Annotated in this window: 20 protein-coding genes; 14 read left to right on the top strand and 6 right to left on the bottom strand. The window is 60.8% G+C overall.

Annotated features, from left to right (window positions below; genetic code table 11):
• The first annotated feature begins 73 nt into the window (after positions 1-73).
• The 4 genes from argA to glrR all read left to right on the top strand — a co-directional run bounded on the left by argA (position 74) and on the right by glrR (position 5,875).
• A complete protein-coding gene (gene argA / locus DOM45_RS06925) occupies positions 74-1,384 on the top strand; it encodes an amino-acid N-acetyltransferase (RefSeq protein ID WP_110598831.1) in 1,311 nt (436 codons plus the stop codon).
• Positions 1,385-2,202: 818 nt separating this feature from the next.
• Positions 2,203-3,762, top strand: a complete 1,560-nt coding sequence (locus tag DOM45_RS06920; RefSeq protein WP_240612308.1) for a sensor histidine kinase — start codon at positions 2,203-2,205, stop codon at positions 3,760-3,762.
• A complete protein-coding gene (locus tag DOM45_RS06915; protein ID WP_110598829.1) occupies positions 3,747-4,289 on the top strand; it encodes a hypothetical protein in 543 nt (180 codons plus the stop codon). Before DOM45_RS06920 ends, DOM45_RS06915 begins: the two co-directional genes overlap by 16 nt.
• Positions 4,290-4,495: 206 nt before the next feature.
• On the top strand, positions 4,496-5,875 hold the full coding sequence (gene glrR, locus DOM45_RS06910) for a two-component system response regulator GlrR (protein ID WP_110599029.1): 1,380 nt from the start codon (positions 4,496-4,498) through the stop codon (positions 5,873-5,875).
• A gap of 351 nt (positions 5,876-6,226) precedes the next feature.
• Here the strand turns inward: glrR and DOM45_RS06905 are convergent, their stop codons facing one another.
• The gene (locus DOM45_RS06905) at positions 6,227-7,174 is read right to left on the bottom strand and encodes a LysR family transcriptional regulator (RefSeq protein WP_110598827.1); all 948 of its coding nucleotides are present in this window, start codon (positions 7,172-7,174) and stop codon (positions 6,227-6,229) included.
• 114 nt (positions 7,175-7,288) lie between these two features.
• On the opposite strand from DOM45_RS06905, the gene DOM45_RS06900 reads away from it, so the two are divergent.
• On the top strand, positions 7,289-8,095 hold the full coding sequence (locus tag DOM45_RS06900; RefSeq protein WP_110598825.1) for an NAD(P)H-dependent oxidoreductase: 807 nt from the start codon (positions 7,289-7,291) through the stop codon (positions 8,093-8,095).
• A 14-nt stretch (positions 8,096-8,109) separates the two neighbouring features.
• On the opposite strand, the gene xseA is transcribed toward DOM45_RS06900, so the two are convergent.
• The 5 genes from xseA to DOM45_RS06875 all read right to left on the bottom strand — a co-directional run bounded on the left by xseA (position 8,110) and on the right by DOM45_RS06875 (position 11,659).
• On the bottom strand, positions 8,110-9,492 hold the full coding sequence (xseA, locus tag DOM45_RS06895) for an exodeoxyribonuclease VII large subunit (RefSeq protein ID WP_110598823.1): 1,383 nt from the start codon (positions 9,490-9,492) through the stop codon (positions 8,110-8,112).
• 149 nt (positions 9,493-9,641) lie between these two features.
• Positions 9,642-10,124, bottom strand: coding sequence for a nucleoside deaminase (locus tag DOM45_RS06890; RefSeq protein ID WP_110598821.1), 483 nt, complete (start codon positions 10,122-10,124; stop codon positions 9,642-9,644).
• 80 nt (positions 10,125-10,204) lie between these two features.
• The gene (locus tag DOM45_RS06885; protein WP_110598819.1) at positions 10,205-10,597 is read right to left on the bottom strand and encodes a DMT family transporter; all 393 of its coding nucleotides are present in this window, start codon (positions 10,595-10,597) and stop codon (positions 10,205-10,207) included.
• Positions 10,598-10,664: 67 nt separating this feature from the next.
• Positions 10,665-10,988 (bottom strand): DMT family transporter, encoded by a 324-nt coding sequence (locus DOM45_RS06880; protein WP_205909408.1) that lies wholly within the window; start codon positions 10,986-10,988, stop codon positions 10,665-10,667.
• 47 nt (positions 10,989-11,035) lie between these two features.
• Positions 11,036-11,659 carry a DsbA family oxidoreductase gene (locus DOM45_RS06875; RefSeq protein ID WP_240612307.1) on the bottom strand — a complete coding sequence of 208 codons (624 nt, stop codon included), beginning with the start codon at positions 11,657-11,659 and terminating at the stop codon, positions 11,036-11,038.
• 411 nt (positions 11,660-12,070) lie between these two features.
• Between DOM45_RS06875 and DOM45_RS06870 the strand changes: the two genes are divergently transcribed.
• The 9 genes from DOM45_RS06870 (at position 12,071) to DOM45_RS06840 (ending at position 23,157) form a co-directional block, all read left to right on the top strand.
• On the top strand, positions 12,071-12,547 hold the full coding sequence (locus DOM45_RS06870; protein ID WP_110598815.1) for a MarR family winged helix-turn-helix transcriptional regulator: 477 nt from the start codon (positions 12,071-12,073) through the stop codon (positions 12,545-12,547).
• Positions 12,548-12,774: 227 nt separating this feature from the next.
• Positions 12,775-14,244 (top strand): IMP dehydrogenase, encoded by a 1,470-nt coding sequence (guaB, locus tag DOM45_RS06865; RefSeq protein ID WP_110598813.1) that lies wholly within the window; start codon positions 12,775-12,777, stop codon positions 14,242-14,244.
• 130 nt (positions 14,245-14,374) lie between these two features.
• On the top strand, positions 14,375-15,949 hold the full coding sequence (gene guaA, locus DOM45_RS06860; RefSeq protein ID WP_110598812.1) for a glutamine-hydrolyzing GMP synthase: 1,575 nt from the start codon (positions 14,375-14,377) through the stop codon (positions 15,947-15,949).
• A gap of 406 nt (positions 15,950-16,355) precedes the next feature.
• On the top strand, positions 16,356-17,798 hold the full coding sequence (locus DOM45_RS19980) for a hypothetical protein (RefSeq protein ID WP_157958363.1): 1,443 nt from the start codon (positions 16,356-16,358) through the stop codon (positions 17,796-17,798).
• A 536-nt stretch (positions 17,799-18,334) separates the two neighbouring features.
• Entirely contained in the window at positions 18,335-18,481 is a 147-nt protein-coding gene (locus DOM45_RS19975) for a hypothetical protein (protein ID WP_157958362.1), read from the top strand.
• 48 nt (positions 18,482-18,529) lie between these two features.
• Positions 18,530-18,661: a hypothetical protein gene (locus tag DOM45_RS20390; RefSeq protein ID WP_280951657.1), complete on the top strand. Its 132-nt coding sequence runs from the start codon at positions 18,530-18,532 to the stop codon at positions 18,659-18,661.
• 1,161 nt (positions 18,662-19,822) lie between these two features.
• Positions 19,823-20,743 carry a LysR family transcriptional regulator gene (locus DOM45_RS06850; RefSeq protein WP_110599025.1) on the top strand — a complete coding sequence of 307 codons (921 nt, stop codon included), beginning with the start codon at positions 19,823-19,825 and terminating at the stop codon, positions 20,741-20,743.
• A gap of 118 nt (positions 20,744-20,861) precedes the next feature.
• On the top strand, positions 20,862-22,973 hold the full coding sequence (locus DOM45_RS06845; RefSeq protein WP_110598810.1) for an FUSC family protein: 2,112 nt from the start codon (positions 20,862-20,864) through the stop codon (positions 22,971-22,973).
• The gene (locus DOM45_RS06840; protein ID WP_110598808.1) at positions 22,963-23,157 is read left to right on the top strand and encodes a DUF1656 domain-containing protein; all 195 of its coding nucleotides are present in this window, start codon (positions 22,963-22,965) and stop codon (positions 23,155-23,157) included. The genes DOM45_RS06845 and DOM45_RS06840 overlap by 11 nt, the downstream gene beginning before the upstream one ends.

The following is a 23,157-nucleotide window of genomic DNA, read 5'->3' as shown; positions in this document are numbered from 1 at the left end:
CGGCCCGGAGACGCTCTGGTATAGTTGGCGCAGACTCGTCAGAGCCCTGTCTCACTGCCGGAGCGTCAACCCCTTGGACTCGCGTTTTCCCTTCGTCGACTGGTTTCGCCACTCATCGCCCTACGTCAACGCCCACCGTGGCAAGACCTTCGTCATTCTGGTGGAGGGCGAGGCGATGGCGTCGTCGTGGCGGGGGCAGTTGCTGCAGGATCTGGCACTGGTGCACACCCTGGGCGTGAGGGTGGTGCTCGTCTACGGCATTCGGCCCCAGGTCGCCGCCGCTCTCGAGCGTGCCGAGATCGAGCCGGTTCACGTCGACGGACGCTGGGTGGCCGATCGCGAGATCATGGATCATGTCGAGCGGATCGCGGCGGTCCACCGACTCGAGCTGGAGGCCCAGCTCTCCCTGGGTCTGCCCAACACACCGTTGCACGGCGTGGAGCTGACGGCGGTTTCCGGCAACCTGGTCTCGGCCAAGCCGCTGGGCGTGCGCGGCGGCGTGGATTTCGACCACAGCGGGGAAGTGCGTCGGGTCCGCAGCGAGGCCATCGAGAGCCTGCTCGCCGGCGGCAACCTGGTGATCCTGCCTCCCCTGGGCTACTCCCGTACGGGAGAGGTCTTCGACCTCGATGCCTCGGAGATCGCCCAGCACGTGGCGGTCTCGCTCAAGGCCGACAAGCTGATCCTGCTCGGCGAGTCGGCCGGACTGCACGACGACGACGGCCAGTTGCAGCGCCAGTTGACCCCCGACGAGGCCGATATCCTGCGCGAACGGGCCAGCCCCGGCAGCGAACTCTCCCGCCACCTCAGTGCCGCCTGCGGCGCGGCCCGCCACGGCGTTGGCCGTACCCACCTGCTCTCGTGGCGCGATCATGACGCCCTGCTCGGCGAGCTGTTCACCCGCGATGGCGTCGGCACCATGATCACCCAGAATCGCTACGAGCTGCTGCGCCAGGCCGTGCTGGATGACGTCGGTGGCCTGCTGGCCCTGCTCAAGCCGCTCGAGGCGAGTGGCATGCTGGTGGCTCGGACCCGCGAGCGGCTCGAACACGAGATCGAGGATTACGTGGTGATCGACCGCGACGGCATGGCGATCGGCTGTGCGGCGCTGCATGGCTACGCTGAAGCGAAGATGGGGGAACTCGCCTGTCTGGCCGTGCATACCGATTATCGCCGGGGAACCCGAGGGGAAACGTTGCTGACCGAGATAGAGCGCCGCGCGCGTCGCCGAGGGTTCACCCAGTTGTTCGCCCTGACCACCCATACCACCCACTGGTTCGTGGAGCGCGGCTTCTCGCTCGCCACGCCGGAAGCGCTGCCGGACCTCAAGCGCGGGACCTACGATCAGGCCCGACGCTCCAAGGTGCTGCTCAAGTCGCTGTAAAGCGACACCTGAACCGGCCGGTTTGCCATCATGGTGTCTCCAATCGGAGACGCGTCAAGTCTTTGATTTTTTTGGAATATGAGAAATAGGGTCGAAAAGCGTCGGTCAAAGCCGACGTTTTCGACCCTTTTTTTCGGCCCTCCGCGGCAATCGGCAACTGGCGGCCCGGAAGATGGAAAGTGTTATTTTTCAAGTTATTGATATTGTTTGATTTTTAAAATATTGGCACGTCTATCGCAATAACTAGGTCGAGAGCGACGAGACGATGTCTTCGGACTCGGCTCGCCGAATCCTGTCAGGTGCCTCGACTACCCTGTGCAGGGCCTTCAGGATTCGTCAGCGTCCGCTCCACGCGATGTGTGACTTAGGTTGCGATGAGACGGGTGCGGCCCATCGGGCAAGGAGATGCACCACTTGGGCAAGGATGCCCCGGCAAGGATGCCTTCCCCCTCGTGAGAGGGGACCCATTGCAGCCGGCTGCCGGATCATAATCCGGCGACCGGCTCGAAGACGAAGCAGGCGGTTCGCCGCCCCGGTATTCGGTAGCCCCTGAATGGCTCAGTCGAATACTGGCTTCGAGGCCTTCGGGCCACGGGAGCGATCTCGAATAGCTGATTCAGGCAGTGTTTCAAGGTCGTTCTCGACCCTTCAGTTCCCTGCGTACCTTGGGCCGGCTCTGCCGGCCCTCTTTTTTTGAGTGGATTTCCCGCCAACGATCGGCACCGGCACTGTCGACCGGCGGCTGAAGTGCGGATTCGCGCTCAACGGTTCGACCTGAATGGGCTTTCAACAAAGATGTTATCCTTGCGGAACGATCCATGACCCCAATGGGTATCCTGCACAGAGCGAATCTCATGACCACCGAGCTCTCCCGACGTTGGCGGCCTCGCTCGCTTCTGCAACTAGTACTGCTGGCCTTCGTCGTCGTCATGCTGCCGATAGCCGTGCTGATGTTCCAGGCCGGGCAGGCGTTGTCGCAGCTCTCGAGCCTGGCCGACCAGAGCGCTCGGCAGGCCGTCGAGGAGACTCGCCGCGCCCGCATGCTGAGCTCGCTGGCGCTGCAGATGGAGCGCAGCGCCCGCCAGTATGCGGTGATCGAAGAGGAGGGCCTGCGCGATATCTACAACCAGAAGGCCCGGCAGTTCGGTGAGCTGCTCCAACAGCACGAGCCGCTGATGCGCGACAATCCCGACTTCCAGTCGCTGGTCGAGCGCTTCCGGCAACTCCGCGTGCTCCCGCCGTCGTCGGTCGACGATGACATGGGCGAGTTCCTGCAGCGGTTCTCGGGATTTGCCGCGGAGTCAGACGCGGTGAGGGATGCCACCAACGACCTGATCGACGCGCGCATCGCCGATATCCGCGAACAGGCCGATGCGGTGAAGGCCCGGCTGTGGATGCAGACCGCGGCCCTGGTTTCCGCCAGCCTGATGCTGATGCTGTTCTTCACCTGGCTGATCACGCGCCCGATCCGTCAGCTCGAGCGCCGGATCTTCGGTCTCGGCAGTGGCGATCACAGCGACACGCCCACCCGCATCCAGGGGCCCGCCGAGCTGGTCCAGTTGGGCGAGCGGCTGACCTGGCTGTCGGGTCGGTTGTCCGAACTCGAAGCGCAGAAGCAGCAGTTCCTGCGCCATATGTCGCACGAGCTGAAAACGCCGCTGGCCAGCGTTCGCGAGGGCACGTCACTGTTGTCCGACGGCGTGGCCGGGGAGCTCAACGAGCGCCAGAGCGAGGTCGTGCGGCTGATCGACGAAAATGGCCTGGAGCTGCAGACCTTGATCGAGCAGCTCCTGGATTACAATCTGCTGCAGAACAGTCGCCGAATGAAGGTCACCCAGTTCGATGTCGCGACGGTCATCCAGGAGGTTCTCTCCAAGCACCGCCTGGCACTCGACAACAAGGGCATGCAGGTCAGGAGTCCGCATCATCCGCTGACCTGGCAGGCGGACCGGGAGCGCACGGCCCGGGTGCTGGACAACCTGATCTCCAACGCCATCGCCTATGGCAGCGACGGTGGCGAACTGGTGATTCGCGCCACCCATCAGCGCGACTGGCTGGCACTGGATGTCGCCAACAGCGGGGAGCCAATTGCCGAGTCGGATCGCGAGCACCTTTTCGAAGCGTTCTATCAGGGCAGTGCGCGTCGCAAGGGGCCGCTCAAGGGCTCCGGCATCGGACTCTCGGTCGCCGCGGACTGTGCCCGATTGCAGCACGGACAGCTGGCGCTGGTGGATGATACCGAGTTGCCCGTCTGCTTCCGGCTCACGCTGCCGTGGGCCAGCGCTTCGGTACGTGGCGCGCAACACGATAATGAGGCCGCGCCGGACGATACGTTTCCGGGCGGTGAGGCAAGGAAAGAGACATGGTCAGTCAGATAAGAACGACGCTCGCCCTGTTCGGCATGCTGGCGCTGGTGGGTTGCCAGTCATTGTCCAGCGAACCCAAGCAGTATGGCTGTGGCGACATCCCCACCTACGCCGACAATGTCTGCCTGGTCGATTCCTGGGTCGCGTTCGGGCTGGAAGCGCAGCGGGGCGATGACGAGTGGCGTGAAGAGGTGCTGGAGCGGGTCGGTCGCAGCCGCACGGACCAGAAGGCCGTACGAGCCGTGGTGCTCTCCTGGGATGGCCCCGCTCAATGGGCCCAGGCCTCGAATTTCTACAAGGCCTCGATCGGTTCGGCACCCGCCCGCTTGCAGCCCCTGCTGCAGCAATGGCTTAACGAACTCGAGGAGCGTCGGCAACTCTACGCCTCGCGAGGCACGAACGGGAGTCAGCGGGCGGGAGGCAATGATACGCGGGCACTGAAGCAGGAAAACGAGAAGCTGAAGCAACAGCTCAAGGAGATGTCGGACAAGCTCGAAGCGTTGACCGATATCGAGCGGACGATCAACGCCCGCGACTAACGATGCGCAAGCTGCGCGCGACAACACTCACGTAAAACCAAGCCATCCGCGCGATGCCAGGCCATATCTCGGCGCGCGCGACCGCGTCACAACGAACGTGACACAGCCTGATCGGCAGCGATAAGGTACAAGCGGTGGCAGGAGGTGCCAATCCCATGTCATTGAATACAGAAGCTCAGAAGCCCCGCCCGGTACGTACGCCGGCCATGCAGCCCGGCAAGAGCGATACCACGGCTCACATTCTGCTGGTCGACGACGATACCAGCCTGCTGAAGCTGCTCGGGATGCGTCTGGAAAGCCGCGGGTTCCGCGTGACCACCGCCGAGAGCGGTCGCGAAGCGCTGACGCATGTCGAAGAGACCTCGCCGGACCTGGTGCTATCCGATCTTCGCATGGACGAGATGGACGGCCTGGCCCTGTTCCATGAGTTGCAGCGTCGCATGCCGGGGATGCCGGTGATCATCCTCACCGCCCATGGCTCGATTCCGGATGCCGTCAGCGCCACGCGCCAGGGTGTGTTCAGTTTCCTGACCAAGCCGGTCGACCGCGACGAGCTGTTCGAGGCGATCGACGAGGCGCTCAAGCAGACGCCGACCACCCGCGGCGAAGGTGGCGAGGCGTGGCGATCCCAGATCATCACCCGCAGCCCGCAGATGGAGCGTATTCTCGAACAGGCCTACATGGTCGCCGCCTCCGACGTCAGCGTGCTGCTGACCGGACCCAGCGGCAGCGGCAAGGAGCTGCTGGCCAACGCGATGCACCAGGCCAGCCCCCGCGCCGATAAGCCGTTCGTGGCGATCAACTGCGGCGCGCTACCGGAGCAACTGCTGGAGAGCGAGCTGTTCGGTCACGCCCGGGGCGCCTTCACCGGCGCGGTCAGCCAGCACGAGGGGCTGTTCCTGGCCGCCGACGGCGGCACGCTGTTCCTCGACGAGATCGGCGACATGCCGTTGCCGCTGCAGGTCAAGCTGCTGCGCGTGCTTCAGGAGCGTCAGGTCCGTCCGCTGGGCAGCACCAAGTCGTTCCCGATCGACGTGCGAATCATCTCCGCCACTCACCGCGATCTCGACCGCGCCATGCACGAGGGCGATTTCCGCGAGGATCTCTACTACCGCCTCAACGTGGTCAATCTCAAGCTGCCCCCGCTGCGCGATCGCGCCGAGGACATCCCGCTGCTGGCCAAGCACATGGTGGCGCAGGTTTCCGCGCGACATAAGCCGTTCGTCAAGGGTTTCTCGCCCGAGGCGCTCAACCTGCTCGCCTCCAGCGGCTGGCCGGGCAACGTGCGCCAGCTCGTCAACGTGGTCGAGCAGTGCGTGGCGCTGACCAGCACGCCGATGATTCCGGAAGCGCTGGTCTCCCAGGCGCTGGCCGCCGAGGAGAACGCGCTGCCCTCGTTCAGCGAGGCGCGCGCCGGCTTCGAGCGTGGCTACCTGATCAAGGTGCTCAAGATCACCGAAGGCAACGTCACCCAGGCGGCACGCATCGCCGGACGTAACCGCACCGACTTCTACAAGCTGCTCGCGCGCCACGACCTCGACCCCGGCAGCTTCAAGCCGAGCGCGATGCCGGAGCAGGCTGGCTGATCTCCGCCGGCCGGCGCTCCGAACTCGCCAAGGCGAAGCAGCCGGCCAACTGACACGACCCCCTCGATGGGCGATCACCCGATTCGGCATGACCCTGCCGAATCGGGTTTTTCATTTCACCGCCCCACGCCGTGACTGGAAAGCCGCCTGCGCTCACCCATTCGGCGTCCACCAGCCAGTCTGGTCACACTACTCATCTGCCCCGCTTGAACTGGTACACCAGCCCGGTCCGTTTTGACTTGCGATATGCGCGCGTCCGTCATGCCGTGGCACTGTCCAGATCGTCAATCCTGACGATCTGTCGCCGGTTTTGCCTGACTATTGATCGTCGATTTTCCAGACGGCGCCGGCTCAGGTGAGGGTTGGTGCAGGTACCGGTATCTCCCCGCCATCCTCCCGCGCATCCGAAGCCAGTTCGCCGATCCGCTGGCGCAGCCATCGGTGCAGCGGGTGGGTGGTGGTGCGCTCGTGCCAGACCATGGCCATGTCGAAGCCGGGAACGGATAGCGGCGGAGCCAGCAGCCGGACCCGGCCGACGCGGTCCCCGGCGACCCGGGTGGGGACCAGCGCGATCATGTCGCTGCGCGCAACGATCTCCGGCACCACCAGGAATCCCGGCGCCGACAATGCCACGCGGCGGGACCGGCCGACGGCGGCCAGGGCATCGTCCACGGGGCCGTGAAAGCCGCCGCCCTCCGGCGAGACGATGACGTGATCCAGTCGGCAAAAGGTGTCGAGATCGAGCGGTTCCGACAAGGCAGGGTGGTCCGGGCGCATGATGGCGACGTACGCCTCGCGGTAGAGCGTGCGCATGCGCAGGTTGTCCGGTGCCGTCCCGGGGGTGGTCAAGGCCAGGTCGACTTCTCCACGCGCCATCTGCGCATCCAGATTCCCGGTATCTATCGTCCGCCAGGCGATCCTGAGCCCCGGCGCCTCCCGGCTAAGGGCCAGCGCCAACGGCATCAGGACCGAATACTGCACATAGTCGCTGGCAGCGATGGCGACCGTGGCCTGGGCCGTGGCCGGTTCGAACGGGCTGCCGGTGGCGACGACCTGGCGCACGCCCTCGATGGCGGCGTGCAGTGGCGCCTGGAGTTCGAGCGCGCGCTGGGTGGGGATCATGCCGCGCTGGGCGGGCAGCAGCAGCGGGTCGCCCAGCAGCTCGCGCAGCCGGGTCAGGCGAGTGGAGATCGCCGGCTGGCTGAGATGCAGCCGCTTGGCGGCGCGACTCACATTGCGCTCTACCAGCAAGGTGTCGAGGGTCACCAGCAGATTCAGATCCAGCCGTTCGATATCCATTAAATTGATACCAATCCATAAAATATTGGATTTCTACAATACCAGATGGCGCCTCAAGATCAGGGGCCGAACCCGAACATTTCCCCGATCGTTTCTACAACGAGGAACCGGACCATGAGCCATATTCTGATCGTCCACGCCCACCCCGAGCCCCAGTCGCTGACCAGCGCGCTGAAGGACCTGGCGGTGGAGTTCCTGCAGGCACAGGGGCACGAGGTCCAGGTCTCGGATCTCTACGCCATGGGGTGGAAGGCGATCGCCGATCGCGAGGATTTCACCGACACCGTCGATCCGGAGCGCCTGAGCTATATCGCCGAATCCCGCCACGCCTATGCCTCCGACACCCAGACGCTCGATATCGCCGCCGAGCAACAGAAGCTCTTGTGGGCCGATGCGGTGCTGTTCAGCTTCCCGCTGTGGTGGTTCGGCATGCCCGCGATTCTCAAGGGTTGGGTCGACCGGGTGTTCGCTTTCGGCTTTGCCTACGGGGTCGGTGAACACGGTGGGGAACGTTGGGGCGATCGTTACGGTGAAGGCGTGCTGGCCGGTCGTCGCGCAATGCTGATGGTGCCGATCGGCGGGCGCGCGCGCCACTACAGCGATCGCGGCGTCAATGGCAGCCTGGAGGAGATTCTGTGGCCGATCCAGCACGGCACGCTGTTCTATCCCGGGCTGGCGGTCATGCCGCCTTTTCCGGTCTATTCGAGCGACCGCCTGGACGATGCCGGCTGGCAGCAGGTAGCGACGGATCTCGAGCAGCGCCTGACGGGGTTGTTCAGCGACGCGCCGATCGCCTATCGGTGCCAGAACGGCGGGCACTACGATACCGATCAGCGGCTCAAACCTGGGCTGGGTCAAGGCGAGGGCGGGACGCGAATCCATCTGGTGCAGCCGGGGGATCCCGAAGAGCGGCTCGCTTAGCGGCCGCGAATGGCTCAGTGCTTCAGCCGCCGCTTCACCTCCAGCTTCAGGCGCCCCTCGCCGAGGCGGGCGGTGAGCGTCTGGCCCGGCTGGGTCTGGCTGGCGGCACGCACGACCTGGCCGTCGTCATTCTGCAGGATCGAGTAGCCCCGTCCCAGCACGGCCAGCGGGCTGACCGCGTTGAGCTCCCGTGCGACCCCTTCGAGCCGATGGCGTTCCCGTTGCAACTGACGCTGCTGAGCGCTCTCCAGTCGCTGGCGTAGCTGGTCCACACGCTCCCGCGATTGGCGCAAGGTACGGCTCGGGTCGTGGCGCGCGAAGCGCCGGGTGGCGGTCTCGAGCCGCTGACGATCCCGCTGCAGACGCTGCTGCATCGCCAGTTGCAGGCGACGATCCAGCCCCGCCAGATGCTGGCGCTGCTGGGCGAGGCGTTCACCGGGATGGCGCAGCCGGGCGCGTAGATGATCGAGGCGCTGGGATTCGGCATTGAAGCGCCCGCGCCACGCCTGAAGGAGCCTTCTCCGCTGCTGACTCAGCGTCGCCTCGAGATCGCGGCGATCCGGCACCAGCCGTTCGGCGGCGGCGGAGGGGGTCGGCGCCCGCACATCGGCAGCAAACTCGGCCAGGGTCGTGTCGACCTCGTGGCCGATAGCGGCCATCACCGGTAGCGCCGAGTGGTGGATCGCCCGGACCAAGTGTTCGTCGTTGAACGCCCACAGGTCTTCCAGGCTGCCGCCGCCGCGGGTGATCAGCACGGCGTCGAACGGCTCAGGGGCACCTGGTGCCCGCGCCGCGACCGGCGTCTCGGCGTCCCGCCGCGCCTGGCGGTTGACCAGCGCGAGCGCACGGATCAGCGCCGGCGGTGCCTCGCGCCCCTGCACCGGCGACGGGAGCACGCTGACGCGCACCATCGGCCAGCGCGCCTGCAGCACCGCCAGCACATCGCGAATGGCGGCGCCGGTGGGCGAGGTGATCAGGGCCAGATGGCGGGGTGGGTAGGGCAGCGGTCGCGCGTTGGCGAACATGCCCTCGGCGCTCAACTGGCGCTTGAGCCGTTCGTAAGCCGCCATCAGTTCGCCTTCGCCGCTGGGCTGCACGGCATCGACGATTAACTGGTAGTCGCCACGCGGCTCGAAGATCGACACGCGGCCGCGAACCTTGATCCGGTCGCCATCCTTCAGCGGCGTGCGCGACAAGCTCGCCCGGTTGCGGAAGAACGCGCACTTGAGCTGGGCCTTGGCGTCTTTCAGGCTGAAGTAGATATGCCCGGACGCGGGCCGCGCCAGACCCGAAATCTCGCCCTCGACCCAGCAGTCGCCGAAGCCGCGCTCCAGCATCTGGCGGGCCTGGCGGTTGAGATCGCTGACGGAGAGAGGGGGAGTACCGGTGGCGTCCATCGAAGCCTCGCAAGTCGAACAAAGGGGCAGTCTATCACTCCCGTCATCGTCGCTTGCCTCGGTGTTCGGGCGTCAGGCCAATGGCAGTCATCGAAAATCTGCTGCTACCGCTGATAATGGGTTGGTCTAGACGTTGTCCTAAGGAGTGTTCACCGCGAGGTTCTTTTTTGTCTCCAGAGATTGAACGGCTCGGTAGCCTGAGTCGTGGCGTACTTGCGAACCTTCATGGACCAGCGATCGGGAAAACCGGCCAGCACCTGATACGTGCTGCGGTAATCGAAACCGGCCTCGGCGGCACTATCCCGGTCGACGGCGTAGATCACCTCGTCGATCCCTGAGAACAGTGCGTTGAGGTAGCACATGGCGCAGGGTTCTCCCGAGGCCAGCAATGTGGAGCCGCGTAGGTTAGTGACACCCTTACTCCTACATGCATCACGGATGGCCTCGACCTCTGCATGAGCGGTAGGGTCATGGCGCTCAAAAACACGGTTGACCCCACGACCCAGCACATTTCCTTTGTCGTCGATAACATAGGCCGCGAACGGGATGCCGCCGCCACGGACATGCTCCGTGGAGTACGCGACAACATCTTCCATGAGGCGAATGATGTGGTCCGGGGGAGTAGTCGCCATGGGTTTCTCCAGTGGTGAGCTTGTCCGAGCGATAGGGTGAGCGAGAATAAGCCCCCCTTTTGCTAGATAGGCATTAAGCTTCAGGAAGCCACTAACTCTGATTTCTCCGGCTGTAACTTCTCGCTGCTGGCGAGTTTCAACCAGATAACCCCGGCGATGATCACGGCCAACCAGAATGCTTGGGGCAGCGTCAGGGATTGATCGAGCAGAACGCTGCCGAAGACGGCCGAGCCCACTGCGCCGATTCCCGCCCATACGGCGTAGCCAATGCCGACGTCGATCGTTTTCAGGGCCACGCTCAAGGCGTACAGAGTGAGTAGGAAGAACACGATCGCGGAAATAGACCAGCTCAGCACGGTGAAGGCTTGGCTTCCCGCGACGCTGAGGGCATAGACAATTTCGAACGCGCCGGCGAGAAGTAGCATGACCCAGGCGCGACTGGTACTGGTTTGATTGCTAGCAGTGTTGGACATGACATTTTCCTTCAATAGTCAGTAGTACTGTGGATGTCGTAATTACGGTTATGTCTCGCGCTTGGCCTCAGGCCGCCCCACTGAGCCGAAGCCCGATGACGCCGCCTATCACCATGGCAATGCCGGATAGCTTTCTCGGGTTGAGACGCTCTTGGAAGAACACGGCGCCAATCACGACGATTCCCACGCCAGCCACCGAGGTCCAGATGGAATAGCCCACGCCCACATCGAACTCGAGCAGGGCAAGGCTGAGGAAGAAAGTTGCAATGGCGCCGCTGACGAGGGTAGCGATGGTCCACCACAGACGGGTAAAGCCCTGAGCGTTGCCGGCCGAAAAGGCGACAGCAATTTCAAACAGCACAGCGATACCAAGATAAACCCAACTGATCATGATGAATGCTCCTGAAGCGAAGTGAGAGCCGCCCCTGTTTGCTGGGGCTAGTGTGGGTTAACTGCCACTTCCGTGGCATGGGCGGGAGTGGAGATCCGGTCGACAGCCCGGCGCAGTTCACCCGGAGAGGGAATGCCACGGAAGATCTGCTCGCCGACCACTATGGTGGGGACAGAGGTGATCGCCATGTCCTCGCGCGCGTGGCGAAGGGCTTCCCGATGCTGCTCACGATAAGTACCGTCAGCCAGCGCCTGGAGAACGGCCTTGCGCTCGAGACCTACCTCGGCGCCCAGGTCGGCCAGTGTTTCTGCGTGGCCGATATCCTTTTCTTCCTGGAAGAATGCTTGCAGGACACGCATCGAGAACGCGTGTCCAAGCCCTTGCTCATCGGCCATGGCGAAGACCTCGAACGCCTTGTCAGTGCGTGGCTGGGGCGACAGTGAGGGCAGTTTGATCGGCACGCCGAGACGCTCGGCCATCGGGTATACCGATTGTTTCCAGACCGTTGGAAGATAGGGGTCCTCTATACGAAGGGTCGGCACCGGCTCCGGCCGCAGTTCGTAGGGCCGCCAATGGATATCGACGTCCAGCCCCTCGATGACATCCTCAATGACGTGCTCTGCCAGCAGGCAGTAAGGGCAGACATAGTCGGTATAGATTGTGATGGGCATGCTCATCTCCCCTTGTTCCCGGTAATCGATTGAGATCTATGGTGCCAACAATCGAGAATTTGCTTGCACGTGCAAGCATCTGAAATCTACGGGACGCTCGTATTGCTGTCAATATGCTTGCACATGCAAATGTTTTTGAGGTGATTTTCTTCGAGATGAATTCGATTTTAACTCTTTGATAAAACTATATTTTATAGGATCCCTATATGACGCCAACCCATTGGTGATTGACGTTGGATTCATTCCGCCGGCAGTACGAAAGAACCATTGGCGCCTCAGAGCCATTAGCGTTAGTCCCACTCCTCAGGCGGTGGGACCAGTCCTGAATAGCTGGTCATGGGACGGTTCATTGAATATTGTATGTGTATACAACCATGTTGGTTCCAGGGTTGTCGCCAAATGAGGACCGCTATGACGTCACCGTCGGTAATGTGGCAGAGCTTGAAAGGGGTTTTCGAGTCCGTCGAGCATCAGGTTGCCAAGAGCCTTCAGCGCCAGCATGGCTTGGGTTTGACCGAATATCGCGCTTTACACTTGCTCGCCGCCGAACCTGATGCTGAGTTGAGAATGCAGGAGCTAGCGAAGAGGCTCGGGTTGAATCAGAGTTCCGTGACTCGGCTTGTCGAGCGCATGGAACGCAATGGGCATACGATTCGCGATGTCTGCCCAGACGATAAGCGTGGCGTTTATACCGTCATCACCAAGCGTGGACGGCAGATTCACGCCGAGGCGAGCCAAGACTACGATGGCTTCCTGGAGGCGGCGCTTGACGAGGCTTCTCAGACGAAGACAAGCTCAGAGATTGTCTCTTGTCTGCGGCAGATCCTGGCGTGCCATGGCTCCCCCGAACATGCCACCGAGCGGGAGGATGTCGTAGAGAAACCGTGACTTGGCGGGAGAAGTGCGCCATGAGCACACCTTAAACGAATCCGCCAGCCGGCGTGCATCGTCCATCTCCTATCACACAACCGCCGCTTGCCATTGAGAGGCACCGACCAAACGACTATAATGCGCGATTAACTTTTCGCGGCCCCGATTCGGTCCCACTGCATGCCTCATCGCGGTGCCGCAGGCTGTTACAGGCTCCCCACCACCTGCCAATTGGGTTTCCGACCATGCTACGTATAGCGCAAGAAGCTCTTACGTTCGATGACGTATTACTCGTACCCCGCTACTCGGATGTCCTGCCCAGAGACGTCGAACTCAAGTCCCGCCTGACCCGCAAGCTGACCCTCAACATCCCGCTGCTCTCGTCCGCCATGGATACCGTCACCGAAGCGCGCCTGGCCATCGCCATGGCGCAGGAAGGCGGCATCGGCATCATCCACAAGAGCATGTCGATCACCCAGCAGGCCGCCGAGGTCCGCAAGGTCAAGAAGCACGAGAGCGTTATCGTCAAGGACCCGGTCACCGTCGGTCCCAACGCCAAACTGCAGGACCTGCTGGAGATGGCCAAGGAGTACGGCTATTCCGGCTTCCCGGTGGTCGAGGGCGAGACCCTGGTCGGTATCGTCACCGGGCGTGACATGCGCTTCCAGCCGGACCACAGCGACAGCGTCGAAGCGATCATGACCCCGCGCGACAAGCTGGTCACCGTGCTCGAAGGCACCTCGCTGGACGTGATCAAGTCCAAGCTGCAGGAGAACCGCATCGAGAAGATCCTGGTCGTCGACAAGGACTTCCATCTGCGCGGCCTGGTCACCGTGCGTGACATCGAGAAAGCCCGCACCTACCCGATGGCCGCCAAGGACGCCGATGGCCGCCTGCTGGTCGGCGCTGCCGTCGGCACCGGCCCGGAAACCCCGGACCGCATCGCCGCGCTGGTCGAAGCCGGCGTCGACGTGCTGGTCGTCGATACCGCCCACGGCCACTCCAAGGGCGTCATCGACCGGGTGCGCTGGGTCAAGGAGCACTACCCGGAACTGCAGGTGATCGGCGGCAACATCGCCACCGGTGAAGCCGCCGTCGCTCTGGCCGAAGCCGGCGCCGACGCGGTCAAGGTCGGTATCGGCCCCGGTTCCATCTGCACCACCCGCGTCGTCACCGGCGTCGGCGTGCTGCAGATCACCGCCGTCGCCAACGTCGCCGAAGCGCTCAAGCCGTTCGACATCCCGCTGATCGCCGATGGCGGCGTGCGCTACTCCGGTGACATCGCCAAGGCGATCGTCGCCGGCGCCAGCACCGTGATGCTCGGCAGCATGCTCGCCGGCACCGAGGAAGCGCCGGGCGAGGTCGAGCTGTTCCAGGGCCGGACCTACAAGGCCTATCGCGGCATGGGCTCCATGGGCGCGATGTCCCAGACCCAGGGCTCTTCGGATCGCTACTTCCAGAGCAAGGACGAAGGCGTCGAGAAGCTGGTGCCGGAAGGTATCGAAGGCCGCGTGCCCTACAAGGGCCAGATGAGCGCCATCGTTCACCAGATGATGGGTGGCCTGCGCGCCTCCATGGGCTACACCGGCTGCCACAACATCGACGAGATGCGCACGCTGCCGGAGTTCGTCAAGATCACCGGTGCAGGCATTACCGAGTCGCATGTACACGATGTGCAGATCACCAAAGAAGCGCCGAATTATCGCGGCGCTTGATTGACCCGTTTGTCGGAAGAGGGAAGGGAGAAGTGGGAAGTGCATCTTTCCCCTTCGCTCTTTCCTCTTCATTCTTTTCCGGCCGTGCTTTTGTCTCGGCAATTGAAACCCTTACGGCGGTGGCCCCTTCATGACCGACATCCATTCGCACAAGATCCTGATCCTCGACTTCGGCTCCCAGTACACGCAGCTGATCGCCCGCCGCGTGCGCGAGATCGGCGTGTTCTCCGAGATCCGCGCCTTCGATATCACCGAAGAAGAGATCCGCGAATACAACCCCAACGGCATCATCCTCTCCGGTGGGCCGGAATCGGTCTCCGAGCTGGGCTCGCCGCGCGCGCCGGAATGCGTGTTCGAGATGGGCCTGCCGGTGTTCGGTATCTGCTACGGCATGCAGACCATGGCCGAACAGCTGGGCGGCGCCACCGAAGGCTCCAACAAGCGCGAATTCGGCTACGCCCAGATCAGCGTTTCCGCTGAAGACGACCTGCTCGGCGGGATCAAGGATCATGTCGGCCACGACGGCGGGGCGCTGCTGGACGTGTGGATGAGCCACGGCGACAAGGTTGCCCGTGCCCCGGCCGAGTTCACCGTCACCGCTTCCACGCCGAGCTGCCCCATCGCCGCCATGACCTGGCCGGAAAAGCGCTTCTACGGCGTCCAGTTCCACCCGGAAGTGACCCACACCCTGCAGGGCCAGCGCATCCTCGAGCGCTTCGTGCTGGATATCTGCAAGGCGGAAAAACTCTGGACCCCGGCGCAGATCATCGAAGACCTGACCGAGCGCGTCCGCGAACAGGTCGGCGACCGCCACGTGCTGCTCGGCCTCTCCGGCGGCGTGGACTCCTCCGTGGTTGCGGCGCTGCTGCACAAGGCGATCGGCGATCAGCTCACCTGCGTCTTCGTCGACAACGGGCTGCTACGCAAGAACGAAGGCGACCAGGTGATGGAAACCTTCGCCAGCCATATGGGCGTCAAGGTGATCCGCGTCGACGCCGAAGGTGAATTCCTCGGTAACCTGGGCGGCGAGAACGACCCCGAAGCCAAGCGCAAGATCATCGGCAATACCTTCATCGACGTGTTCGACCGCGAAGCGGCCAAGATCGACGGCGTCGACTTCCTCGCCCAGGGCACCATCTACCCGGACGTGATCGAGTCCGCCGCCAGCAAGACCGGCAAGGCCCACGTGATCAAGTCGCACCACAACGTCGGCGGCCTGCCCGAGACCATGAAGCTCAAGCTGGTCGAACCGCTGCGCGAACTGTTCAAGGACGAAGTGCGCAAGCTCGGCCTCGAACTCGGCCTGCCCTACGACATGGTCTACCGCCACCCCTTCCCGGGGCCGGGCCTGGGCGTGCGTATTCTCGGCGAGGTCAAAAAAGAGTACGCCGACATCCTGCGTGAAGCCGACGCCATCTTCATCGAAGAGCTGCACAACGCCGACTGGTACCACAAGACCAGCCAGGCCTTTGCCGTCTTCCTGCCGGTGAAGTCGGTCGGCGTAGTCGGCGACGGCCGCCGCTACGAGTGGGTCATCGCCCTGCGCGCCGTCGAAACCATCGACTTCATGACCGCCCGCTGGGCCCACCTGCCGTACGAGTTGCTCGAAAAGGTTTCTAACCGCATCATCAACGAGATCAGCGGCGTCTCCCGCGTGACCTACGATGTCAGTAGCAAGCCGCCCGCGACGATTGAGTGGGAGTGATGGCACGTTAGCTGGCACTTTCTAGTGATAGTTCAAAAGCCTATGTTTTCATGGGCTTTTTTTATATTGGTGCTATTTGCAAGTTTGGTGTTTTCAGTGTGTTCTCCGGGCTCTAGATACTGTCTTGTTATTTGAGTGATAAAGTTTGACGACTATGGTTTGCGTTTGGTGATGTGCGGCTCTACTATACAAACTAATAAGATGCAGAAAGAGATTGTCAAATAAAGCTAATGCAATGGTAAGTGGCACGCCAGGTTTTATTAGCTAGGTTTTTTGCGATTATCTAGAGTTCCACTATAGGTTGGTTTTGCGCCTTAAAGTTAGGCGTGATGGCGCTCGGTGCAGAATATTAGTTTTTGGGTGGTGTGAAATAGTTGTGCTACACATCGATAGGAGGTTCGTGGTAATGATAATTACTTTTGCTTTCGATGTAAAAAATCATGTCGAAGTCATGGAAGGTTGGCCCATCAAAAGTGAAGGAAGAATTTTCTTTCTTGAACGCGAAGAGAATGTTCTAAAAAGGGTCTGCCTGTCATTCTTTGACGTCGGAACCGAGCATGCCCCACGTCTTACTCCAGAAGCGAACGCGGCTAGTACGCTGCAAGTTCAATTGAGTGATGGCGGCTATGCTAGTGTAGCGAGGAAAGAAATCATAAAATGGCAAACCATCGTAAGCGGCCTTCAGGTTATAGATGTCGACTACGATAGCTACGAGATGAGGTTTTATGCAGAGAATGTCGACGAGGAACCGCTTGTTCCGATTAAGTCGTTTAAATCCAGTGTTAGCATGGAATTGAATTCTGCGTGTGACTTTGAACAAATTGGTAGAGCATTTTGCGTCGGACCTGTCGAAGATGATCGGATAGAATCCACTTCTCACTTTAGGGAGGGAAGGATCGCGTTCGGTGCAGGGCGCTATGTTGATTCCTACAACAATATGTTCTTGTTTCTTGAGGCAAGGTATTGTGACGGAAAAACAAAGACAGTGCAGCAGATAGAAAAACTATCGAAAGAACATGTTTTTTGTGAAGTTTTGGAGAGTACTGCTGCTGAGTTTTTAAAGCAAAATGGGTTGGTTGCATCGAAAAAATTCGAACTCTTTAAACCGCAGGATAGCCTTTGTGAGAAAATAAAGGCACTAGTTCTTCTGCGAGGAAAGCTTCGCCATCATTCACTCAAAAGCCCTCATCGGTGGGATCCTAATAAGCAGGATGAGTATGAAAGTGCGGCCCGCTTCTTAGGGGCGGTCGTAGGTGATATTGTAATAAGGGAATCTCTCGGCGATATTTATGCGCCTGACGTGATGAGGAAGTTTAGACAAATATCAGTCAGTTCTGGTTATGAGAAAAAGGTAAGCTTGGTAACTTATCGGCTAGAAAAAGCGCGATCGCTCGCATTGGATATGAGTTATCCAACTACCGTTGTTTCGAGCCAGCTATGTTTGGCTACTGTCAGAAATGCTATCGAGGCCTGTGAGAAAGAGGGGCAATTGAATGACACAGTTCGGTTTGAAGCGACGGACGGCCAGAACGGCCTCGAACTGTTCTCGTTGAATTTCGACGTATGGGTGTACACCCCAACTAGGTCAATCAAGAAAACTGTACCTATTAAAGAAATTCGGTGCAGTTTTGAGCATTACCTCTCAGGCGGGATTATGAAAAATGAATTCACTGTCCCTTTTCGGGCTAACGAGCTTACCGTTCCTGACGTATGGAAAGTGCTAAGCCTCTGCTTCGATCATATCGAGGAAAGAGATCCAACAACGCGCATAATGAAACTGAAGCTTTTCGTAGAAGGCTCTTCGAGAGCGATAGTGTCGTATGGCGTGGGAGCACAGGTTAAAAATTGATGTCGCTAGTCAGCTTTTTCCCGGCTAAGCGTCTGCTTTCGGCCGGTGAGTTTATTGGCGAGATACTCGTGGTGAGAGGCTTAAGAGACTACGATTTTCAGTTCTGGTTGGTGTTCTAGTAGATTCGGCGACTATCTCTTTGTATGGGTTTTGTAAATAGCTAAAAATTATGTGACTAGCTTCTGATTGGTTTCGGTTGAGTCTACGTTTGATGAATTGGTATTACCTGTTCAAATTGATGTGTGATTTTTCATCAGCGGTTCTGATGTTTGCAGTCGACGGACGACATTATGGTCCATAGTTTTGTTCTCATTGCAAAGCTGGAAAGCGTTCGCGCCTCAATGCCTTTAGGGGCTCTCCTCTGTGCGATACTTGTTGCCAACTCCTAGAACATTTAATACTCCTTAAGAGACGCCTACGGAAACACTTAGACTAGCTGCGAACCGGATATGCTGACCACCCGCTGCGACGTCGCCAACAAGGATAATGCGAAGCAGCGCGGTTTTTAGCACATGCTGCCAGCGATCGGTTGTGAGGTGAAGTTCAAGCTATTTATCCAACGAGAGGATGGCTCCGCCGATAGTGACTGGAGTATCACGCTCGATGCCATCGAGTATGTGGTGCAGGCGGATGTGATCGTGCTGGTGCTGGTGCTGGTGCTGGTGCTGGTGCTGGTGAAGTGATCCCCTCCGTAGCTGCACAAGCTATGGTGCAGCCATCAGGAGGACCAGATGCGCGACGACGACACCATCAAGCGATGGACCGCGAAGAGCAAGGCCACCGTGGCCATGGAAATCTTCAAGGGCAAGACTACTGCCACAGAGGTGGCTCGCCAGTACGATCATACATTCTCCGAAGCCTAGGGCTGGATCGATGAAGCCCGGCGCAGTACGCAGAACGAGTTCAAGGCTTGTCCCAAGGACATCTGGGAGCAGTACGAATACAGGCGATGGAGACTGGCCACCCTCAGAGTTTACGGCGGTAGGTGACAAACTCCTATTTAGTTGAGCTTTGGAAGCATAATCATGCCACTCAATATCGTCCGACGTTTACTCCCCGAGTGGGGCACGACCTATGGCCCGCCGGGTGAGAGGCCTTTTCCTACCGTGATGATCCTGCACGGCTCGGAGGGTGCCTTGTCGGGCTGGAGCCACCGCAATGCGGTGCTCCTCGCCGCGCACGGCTTCCTGGCCTTTCCCTTCGGTTACTCTCAAGGCGGCAACGTGTGGAACGCCGGTAGCATTCATGAGGTGTCGTTGGACCGCAGCGTCGCCGCGTTGGAGGCCTTGCGTGGCTTCGATGTTTCTTCCGGCCGCGTTGGGCTCTACGGCGTTTCCCGCGGGGCGGAGCACGCCCTGCTGCTGACGTCGCTAATGGCGCGAGAGGCGTACCGGGCATCGCCGATGCCGTGGCCGCGCACAGCCCGCCGGACTGTATCTGCGGCGCGTTCGATGGGCGCACCTTCCGCGATGTGGGTGACTCCGGCTGGCAGGCGTGGGATGGCGCCCAGCGTGCCTGGAAGTGGCGCGGGTCGTCCGAGGCGTTGCTGCCCACCTAGCCCATCGAGATCGAGCGGTATACCGGCCCGCTGTTCCTCAGCCATGGCACGTTGGATCGCGTCTGGTCGGTAGCGATGACCCACCGGCTCGAAGCCCGCTTGCAGGCCCCATGGCCGGTCCCCGGAGGTTCACTACTACGAAGGCGAAGATCATATACCGCGCAGTGAGGCGGAAAATACCCACCACACCCGACTGCTCGACTTCTTCGATCGCCATCTGGCGGGGTGAGCGGAGCCCTGATGCCAGGGCCATGCGAAGACGCGGGGATCACCACTGAGCGGGCGCCGCTAGAGGGCAGGGGCAAGGCGTAGCAACGAAAACGGCCAGGCATATGGATGCCTGGCCGTTTTGCATTACGAGCGATGCCGGGCGAGATCAGGGAGCACTTCAAATCTGTTTTGATGCTCATGGTGTTATGGAAGTGTGATTATAATTGCGTACAACGCAATGCTCATGAGCTTTGAGATGAAACATCCCGACTTGAACCTGTTGCTCGCCTTGGACGCTCTGTTAGAGGAGGGGAGCGTGGCGGGGGCGGCCCGCCGCATGCATCTGAGCCCGCCTGCGATGAGCCGGACTTTGGGCCGTATCCGAGAAACCCTGGGTGACCCGATATTCGTGCAGGCCGGTCGCAAGCTCGTCCCCACGCCCCGAGCTGTGGCTTTGCGCGAGGAGGTGCGAGCAGCCGTGGAGCAGGCGTCAGCGGTGCTGGCACCGACAGCTGAGGTCGAACTGAAGACACTTGAGCGATGCTTCAATGTGCGTGCGACGGATGAATTTCTGAGCGTTCACATGGGGCGTTTGCTGGATGCGATGGCCACTGACATGCCGCTTGCTATGCTGCGTCTGTCCCCGGAAGAGGACGATCTGGACGATGAGGCGCTGCGTAGTGGTCGCATCGATCTGTTTGTCAGCGCTTCCCGTAAGCTTGGGCCGGAGATCCGCGTGCAGCCACTATTCACCACGACTTTCGTCGGCGTGGCGCGCGAGAATCATCCGATTTTCGATGCTGACATCACCCTAGAGCAGTTCGTCCGTTGGGAACATGTTGGCGTTTCCCGTCGGGGTAAATCCCACGGCCCGATCGACGCCGCGCTGGAGAAGCATGGCTTGAAACGGCTTGTCTCTCTCGTTGTCTCCTCGCCCTATGTGGCACTGTTTGCGTTACAGGACGCCAACCTGATTTTGCCACTGCCCAGGCATCTCGCCAGCAGTGCTCTTGCCGCAGGGCTTCGCATCCGCTTGTTCGATTTGCCGATGGCGTTGGAAACCGCGCCACTTATTCAGGCCTGGCACCCCAGGCTTCAGAACGACCCTGCTCATCAGTGGTTAAGGCGCACGATCTATGACTTGTGCAACGCAGAGGCGTCGTTGCCCGTGACATGAAGCGGTACCTGCTTCAATCGATGCGTCTGATGCACTCATCGGTTTCGATAAAGTCACTACTCGACATCCAAGACTCTCATTATCGTAATACGACTCATTACCAAAAAGTGGGTCGATCATGTGTTCCGCGCCAGTCAATCCGACGCCTCCGGTTACTCCCGCCCAACCCTATGCCGCGCTGATTCGCTGTCTTTCTTGCTGTGACCTGACCACACCTCGCGCGACCTATGTCCTTCGCTCGGTTCTTGCCGCCTGGTTGGCACTCGTCCTCGCCTACTGGTTCGATCTGGAAGCTCCCTACTCCGCCGCGTCCTCCGTACTGCTGGTCATCAACCCGGTTCAGGGGGCGGTCATCGGCAAAGGCATCTGGCGGGTCATCGGCACACTGGCCGGCATGCTGGCTGCACTCGTACTGATGAGTCTGTTTGGACAGATGCCATGGCTTTTCTTGCTGGGGTTCGGCGTCTGGTTTGGACTGTGTGTTGCGGGCATGACACTAGTGCGCCATTTCCGGGCCTACGGTGCCGCGCTGGCCGGGTACACCGTTGGCTTGGCTGTCTACGGTGCGCTAGAGCAACCTCAAACGACCTTCGCGCATGTGGTGGATCGTGGTTCGGCCGTGTTGATCGGAGTGATGTGTCTGGCCCTGGTATCGTCGCTATTCAGCGCCCGCCGGGTACGCCAGCGTCTCGAAGCCCAGTCGACACGGTTGCTTGCGGCCAGCGCAGAAACGCTGGCGACTCAGCACGAAGCACTGGAGGAAGGGATCGAAGGCGGCCCTACGCGGGTCGCACCCGCCCGGCGGAAGCTCATTGCCGAGGTCTATGGCATAGATGATCTGCTGGCACTGGGGAAGGCCGAATCGATCGATCTGGCACAGCAGGGGGCCATGGTACGGCATGCCATGGCATCGCTATTCGCTGCCCTGGTCGGCGGCATCTCGCCTTTATCCGAACATAGTACCAGCATGCGGGCGTTACGGGCTTTGCAGCCGGAGCTCGAACGGTCATGGCGCGATGCCGCAAGCGACGTGTCGGCTGGAGACTTCGGCAAGGCGCGGCGACGCTTGTGCGAGAGTCGTGAACGCCTGATGGCCAGACTCGAGTCGGTCTCGTCAGTGCCAGCCGAGCAGCCGGCGCTGCTGATCGCGGGTGATCGATTGGTAGAGCAGATCGACGATTATCTAGCCGCATTGGACGGTATCGCGACGTTACATCGTCCAGGCGTTCGCCCCATCCTGCCTGCAGTACCCTTTCACCGGGACTGGACGGCGGCGATGCAAAACGGCTTGCGTGCGATGCTGATCGTGGTACTGGGCGGTATTTTCTGGATCGCGACTGGCTGGCAACACGGCAACATGATGTTGGCGGGACTCGCGGCTGCCTGTGCACTGCTGTCCACGGCGCCCAATCCTGCCGCTGGAGCGATCGCTTTCATCAAAGGGACGTTAGCCGCCGTGGTGATGGCGTTCGTGTGTGCATTTGGGGTACTGCCGCACATCGAAGGGTTGTTCTTGCTGCTGATAGTTTTGGGGCTGTTCTGGCTGCCCGCTGTCTTTCTCACCACATTGCCTCGTCATGCATTGGCCGGCATGGCCTATCTCGTCGGGTTCACGACATTGGCAGCGCCTGCCAACCCTATGCAGTACGACCTGAGCCTGTTTCTCAACGCTTCGGTGGCGTGGTTACTGGCCGTGTTTTTTACCCTGCTTGGCTTTCGACTGCTGCTGCCGCGTAACCTCGCACGCGATATCGAACGATTGCGCCATCGTATTCGCGATGAGGCGCTCTCCCTGTTGCGACGTGCACCGACAGATGAACGTCGCTGGCAGTGGCGCCAGCAGCATCGCATGGCGCGTCTGGGTGCCGTGCTCCAGAACCAGCCTGTTGCCATGGATCATGCCATCAGTGATGCGCTCGCCAGTCTGCACCTGGGGCGGGAGCTGATGCGCTTGCGACACTGGCTGAAGGCTTCGCCAAAGCGATCCCCCATTCGCCCCACGGTGGAAAAGACGTTAAAGCGAATGGCGTGTCGCGCGGACGATCCCCTCATGGCGGCTCGCCATGCGCGCCGTGCCGCGCGCCTGATGATGGCCGCGGGTGTCGTTGAATCGGGCCGCGTTGAAAATCGGCAGTATATGGCCGCTGCATTGATCGAGGTTGCCGAGCTGATCGAAGGCCACGCCGATTACTTCTTTGGGCTCCCGCGAGGAGGCGCCAATGCTCAGTGAAGTTGCTGTGGCGGGCATCTATCTGCCACCCCTCTTTGTCTATGCCTTGATGGTGGTACCGCTATTTCTGGGAATGCGATTCCTGATAGGGCGCAGCGGCTTGTTGCGCTGGATCTGGCATCCAGGGCTGTTGGAATTCGCGATCTCTGTTTGCCTGCTGTCTCTCTTGGTGCTCTATGTCTAG

The organism is Salinicola lusitanus (assembly GCF_003206045.1).
Taxonomy (GTDB): domain Bacteria; phylum Pseudomonadota; class Gammaproteobacteria; order Pseudomonadales; family Halomonadaceae; genus Salinicola; species Salinicola lusitanus.
This window is presented reverse-complemented; position numbering and strand designations above follow the sequence as displayed.

What these genes read in the sequence shown, in the direction of transcription:
- DOM45_RS06920 (WP_240612308.1), top strand. Translation starts at nt 2,203, where the DNA reads ATGACCCCAATGGGTATCCTGCACAGAGCGAATCTCATGACCACCGAG.
- DOM45_RS06915 (WP_110598829.1), top strand. Translation starts at nt 3,747, where the DNA reads ATGGTCAGTCAGATAAGAACGACGCTCGCCCTGTTCGGCATGCTGGCG.
- glrR (WP_110599029.1), top strand. Translation starts at nt 4,496, where the DNA reads ATGCAGCCCGGCAAGAGCGATACCACGGCTCACATTCTGCTGGTCGAC.
- DOM45_RS06905 (WP_110598827.1), bottom strand. Translation starts at nt 7,174, where the DNA reads ATGGATATCGAACGGCTGGATCTGAATCTGCTGGTGACCCTCGACACC.
- DOM45_RS06900 (WP_110598825.1), top strand. Translation starts at nt 7,289, where the DNA reads ATGAGCCATATTCTGATCGTCCACGCCCACCCCGAGCCCCAGTCGCTG.
- xseA (WP_110598823.1), bottom strand. Translation starts at nt 9,492, where the DNA reads ATGGACGCCACCGGTACTCCCCCTCTCTCCGTCAGCGATCTCAACCGC.
- DOM45_RS06890 (WP_110598821.1), bottom strand. Translation starts at nt 10,124, where the DNA reads ATGGCGACTACTCCCCCGGACCACATCATTCGCCTCATGGAAGATGTT.
- DOM45_RS06885 (WP_110598819.1), bottom strand. Translation starts at nt 10,597, where the DNA reads ATGTCCAACACTGCTAGCAATCAAACCAGTACCAGTCGCGCCTGGGTC.
- DOM45_RS06880 (WP_205909408.1), bottom strand. Translation starts at nt 10,988, where the DNA reads ATGATCAGTTGGGTTTATCTTGGTATCGCTGTGCTGTTTGAAATTGCT.
- DOM45_RS06875 (WP_240612307.1), bottom strand. Translation starts at nt 11,659, where the DNA reads ATGCCCATCACAATCTATACCGACTATGTCTGCCCTTACTGCCTGCTG.
- DOM45_RS06870 (WP_110598815.1), top strand. Translation starts at nt 12,071, where the DNA reads ATGACGTCACCGTCGGTAATGTGGCAGAGCTTGAAAGGGGTTTTCGAG.
- guaB (WP_110598813.1), top strand. Translation starts at nt 12,775, where the DNA reads ATGCTACGTATAGCGCAAGAAGCTCTTACGTTCGATGACGTATTACTC.
- guaA (WP_110598812.1), top strand. Translation starts at nt 14,375, where the DNA reads ATGACCGACATCCATTCGCACAAGATCCTGATCCTCGACTTCGGCTCC.
- DOM45_RS19980 (WP_157958363.1), top strand. Translation starts at nt 16,356, where the DNA reads ATGATAATTACTTTTGCTTTCGATGTAAAAAATCATGTCGAAGTCATG.
- DOM45_RS20390 (WP_280951657.1), top strand. Translation starts at nt 18,530, where the DNA reads ATGCGCGACGACGACACCATCAAGCGATGGACCGCGAAGAGCAAGGCC.
- DOM45_RS06850 (WP_110599025.1), top strand. Translation starts at nt 19,823, where the DNA reads ATGAAACATCCCGACTTGAACCTGTTGCTCGCCTTGGACGCTCTGTTA.
- DOM45_RS06845 (WP_110598810.1), top strand. Translation starts at nt 20,862, where the DNA reads ATGTGTTCCGCGCCAGTCAATCCGACGCCTCCGGTTACTCCCGCCCAA.
- DOM45_RS06840 (WP_110598808.1), top strand. Translation starts at nt 22,963, where the DNA reads ATGCTCAGTGAAGTTGCTGTGGCGGGCATCTATCTGCCACCCCTCTTT.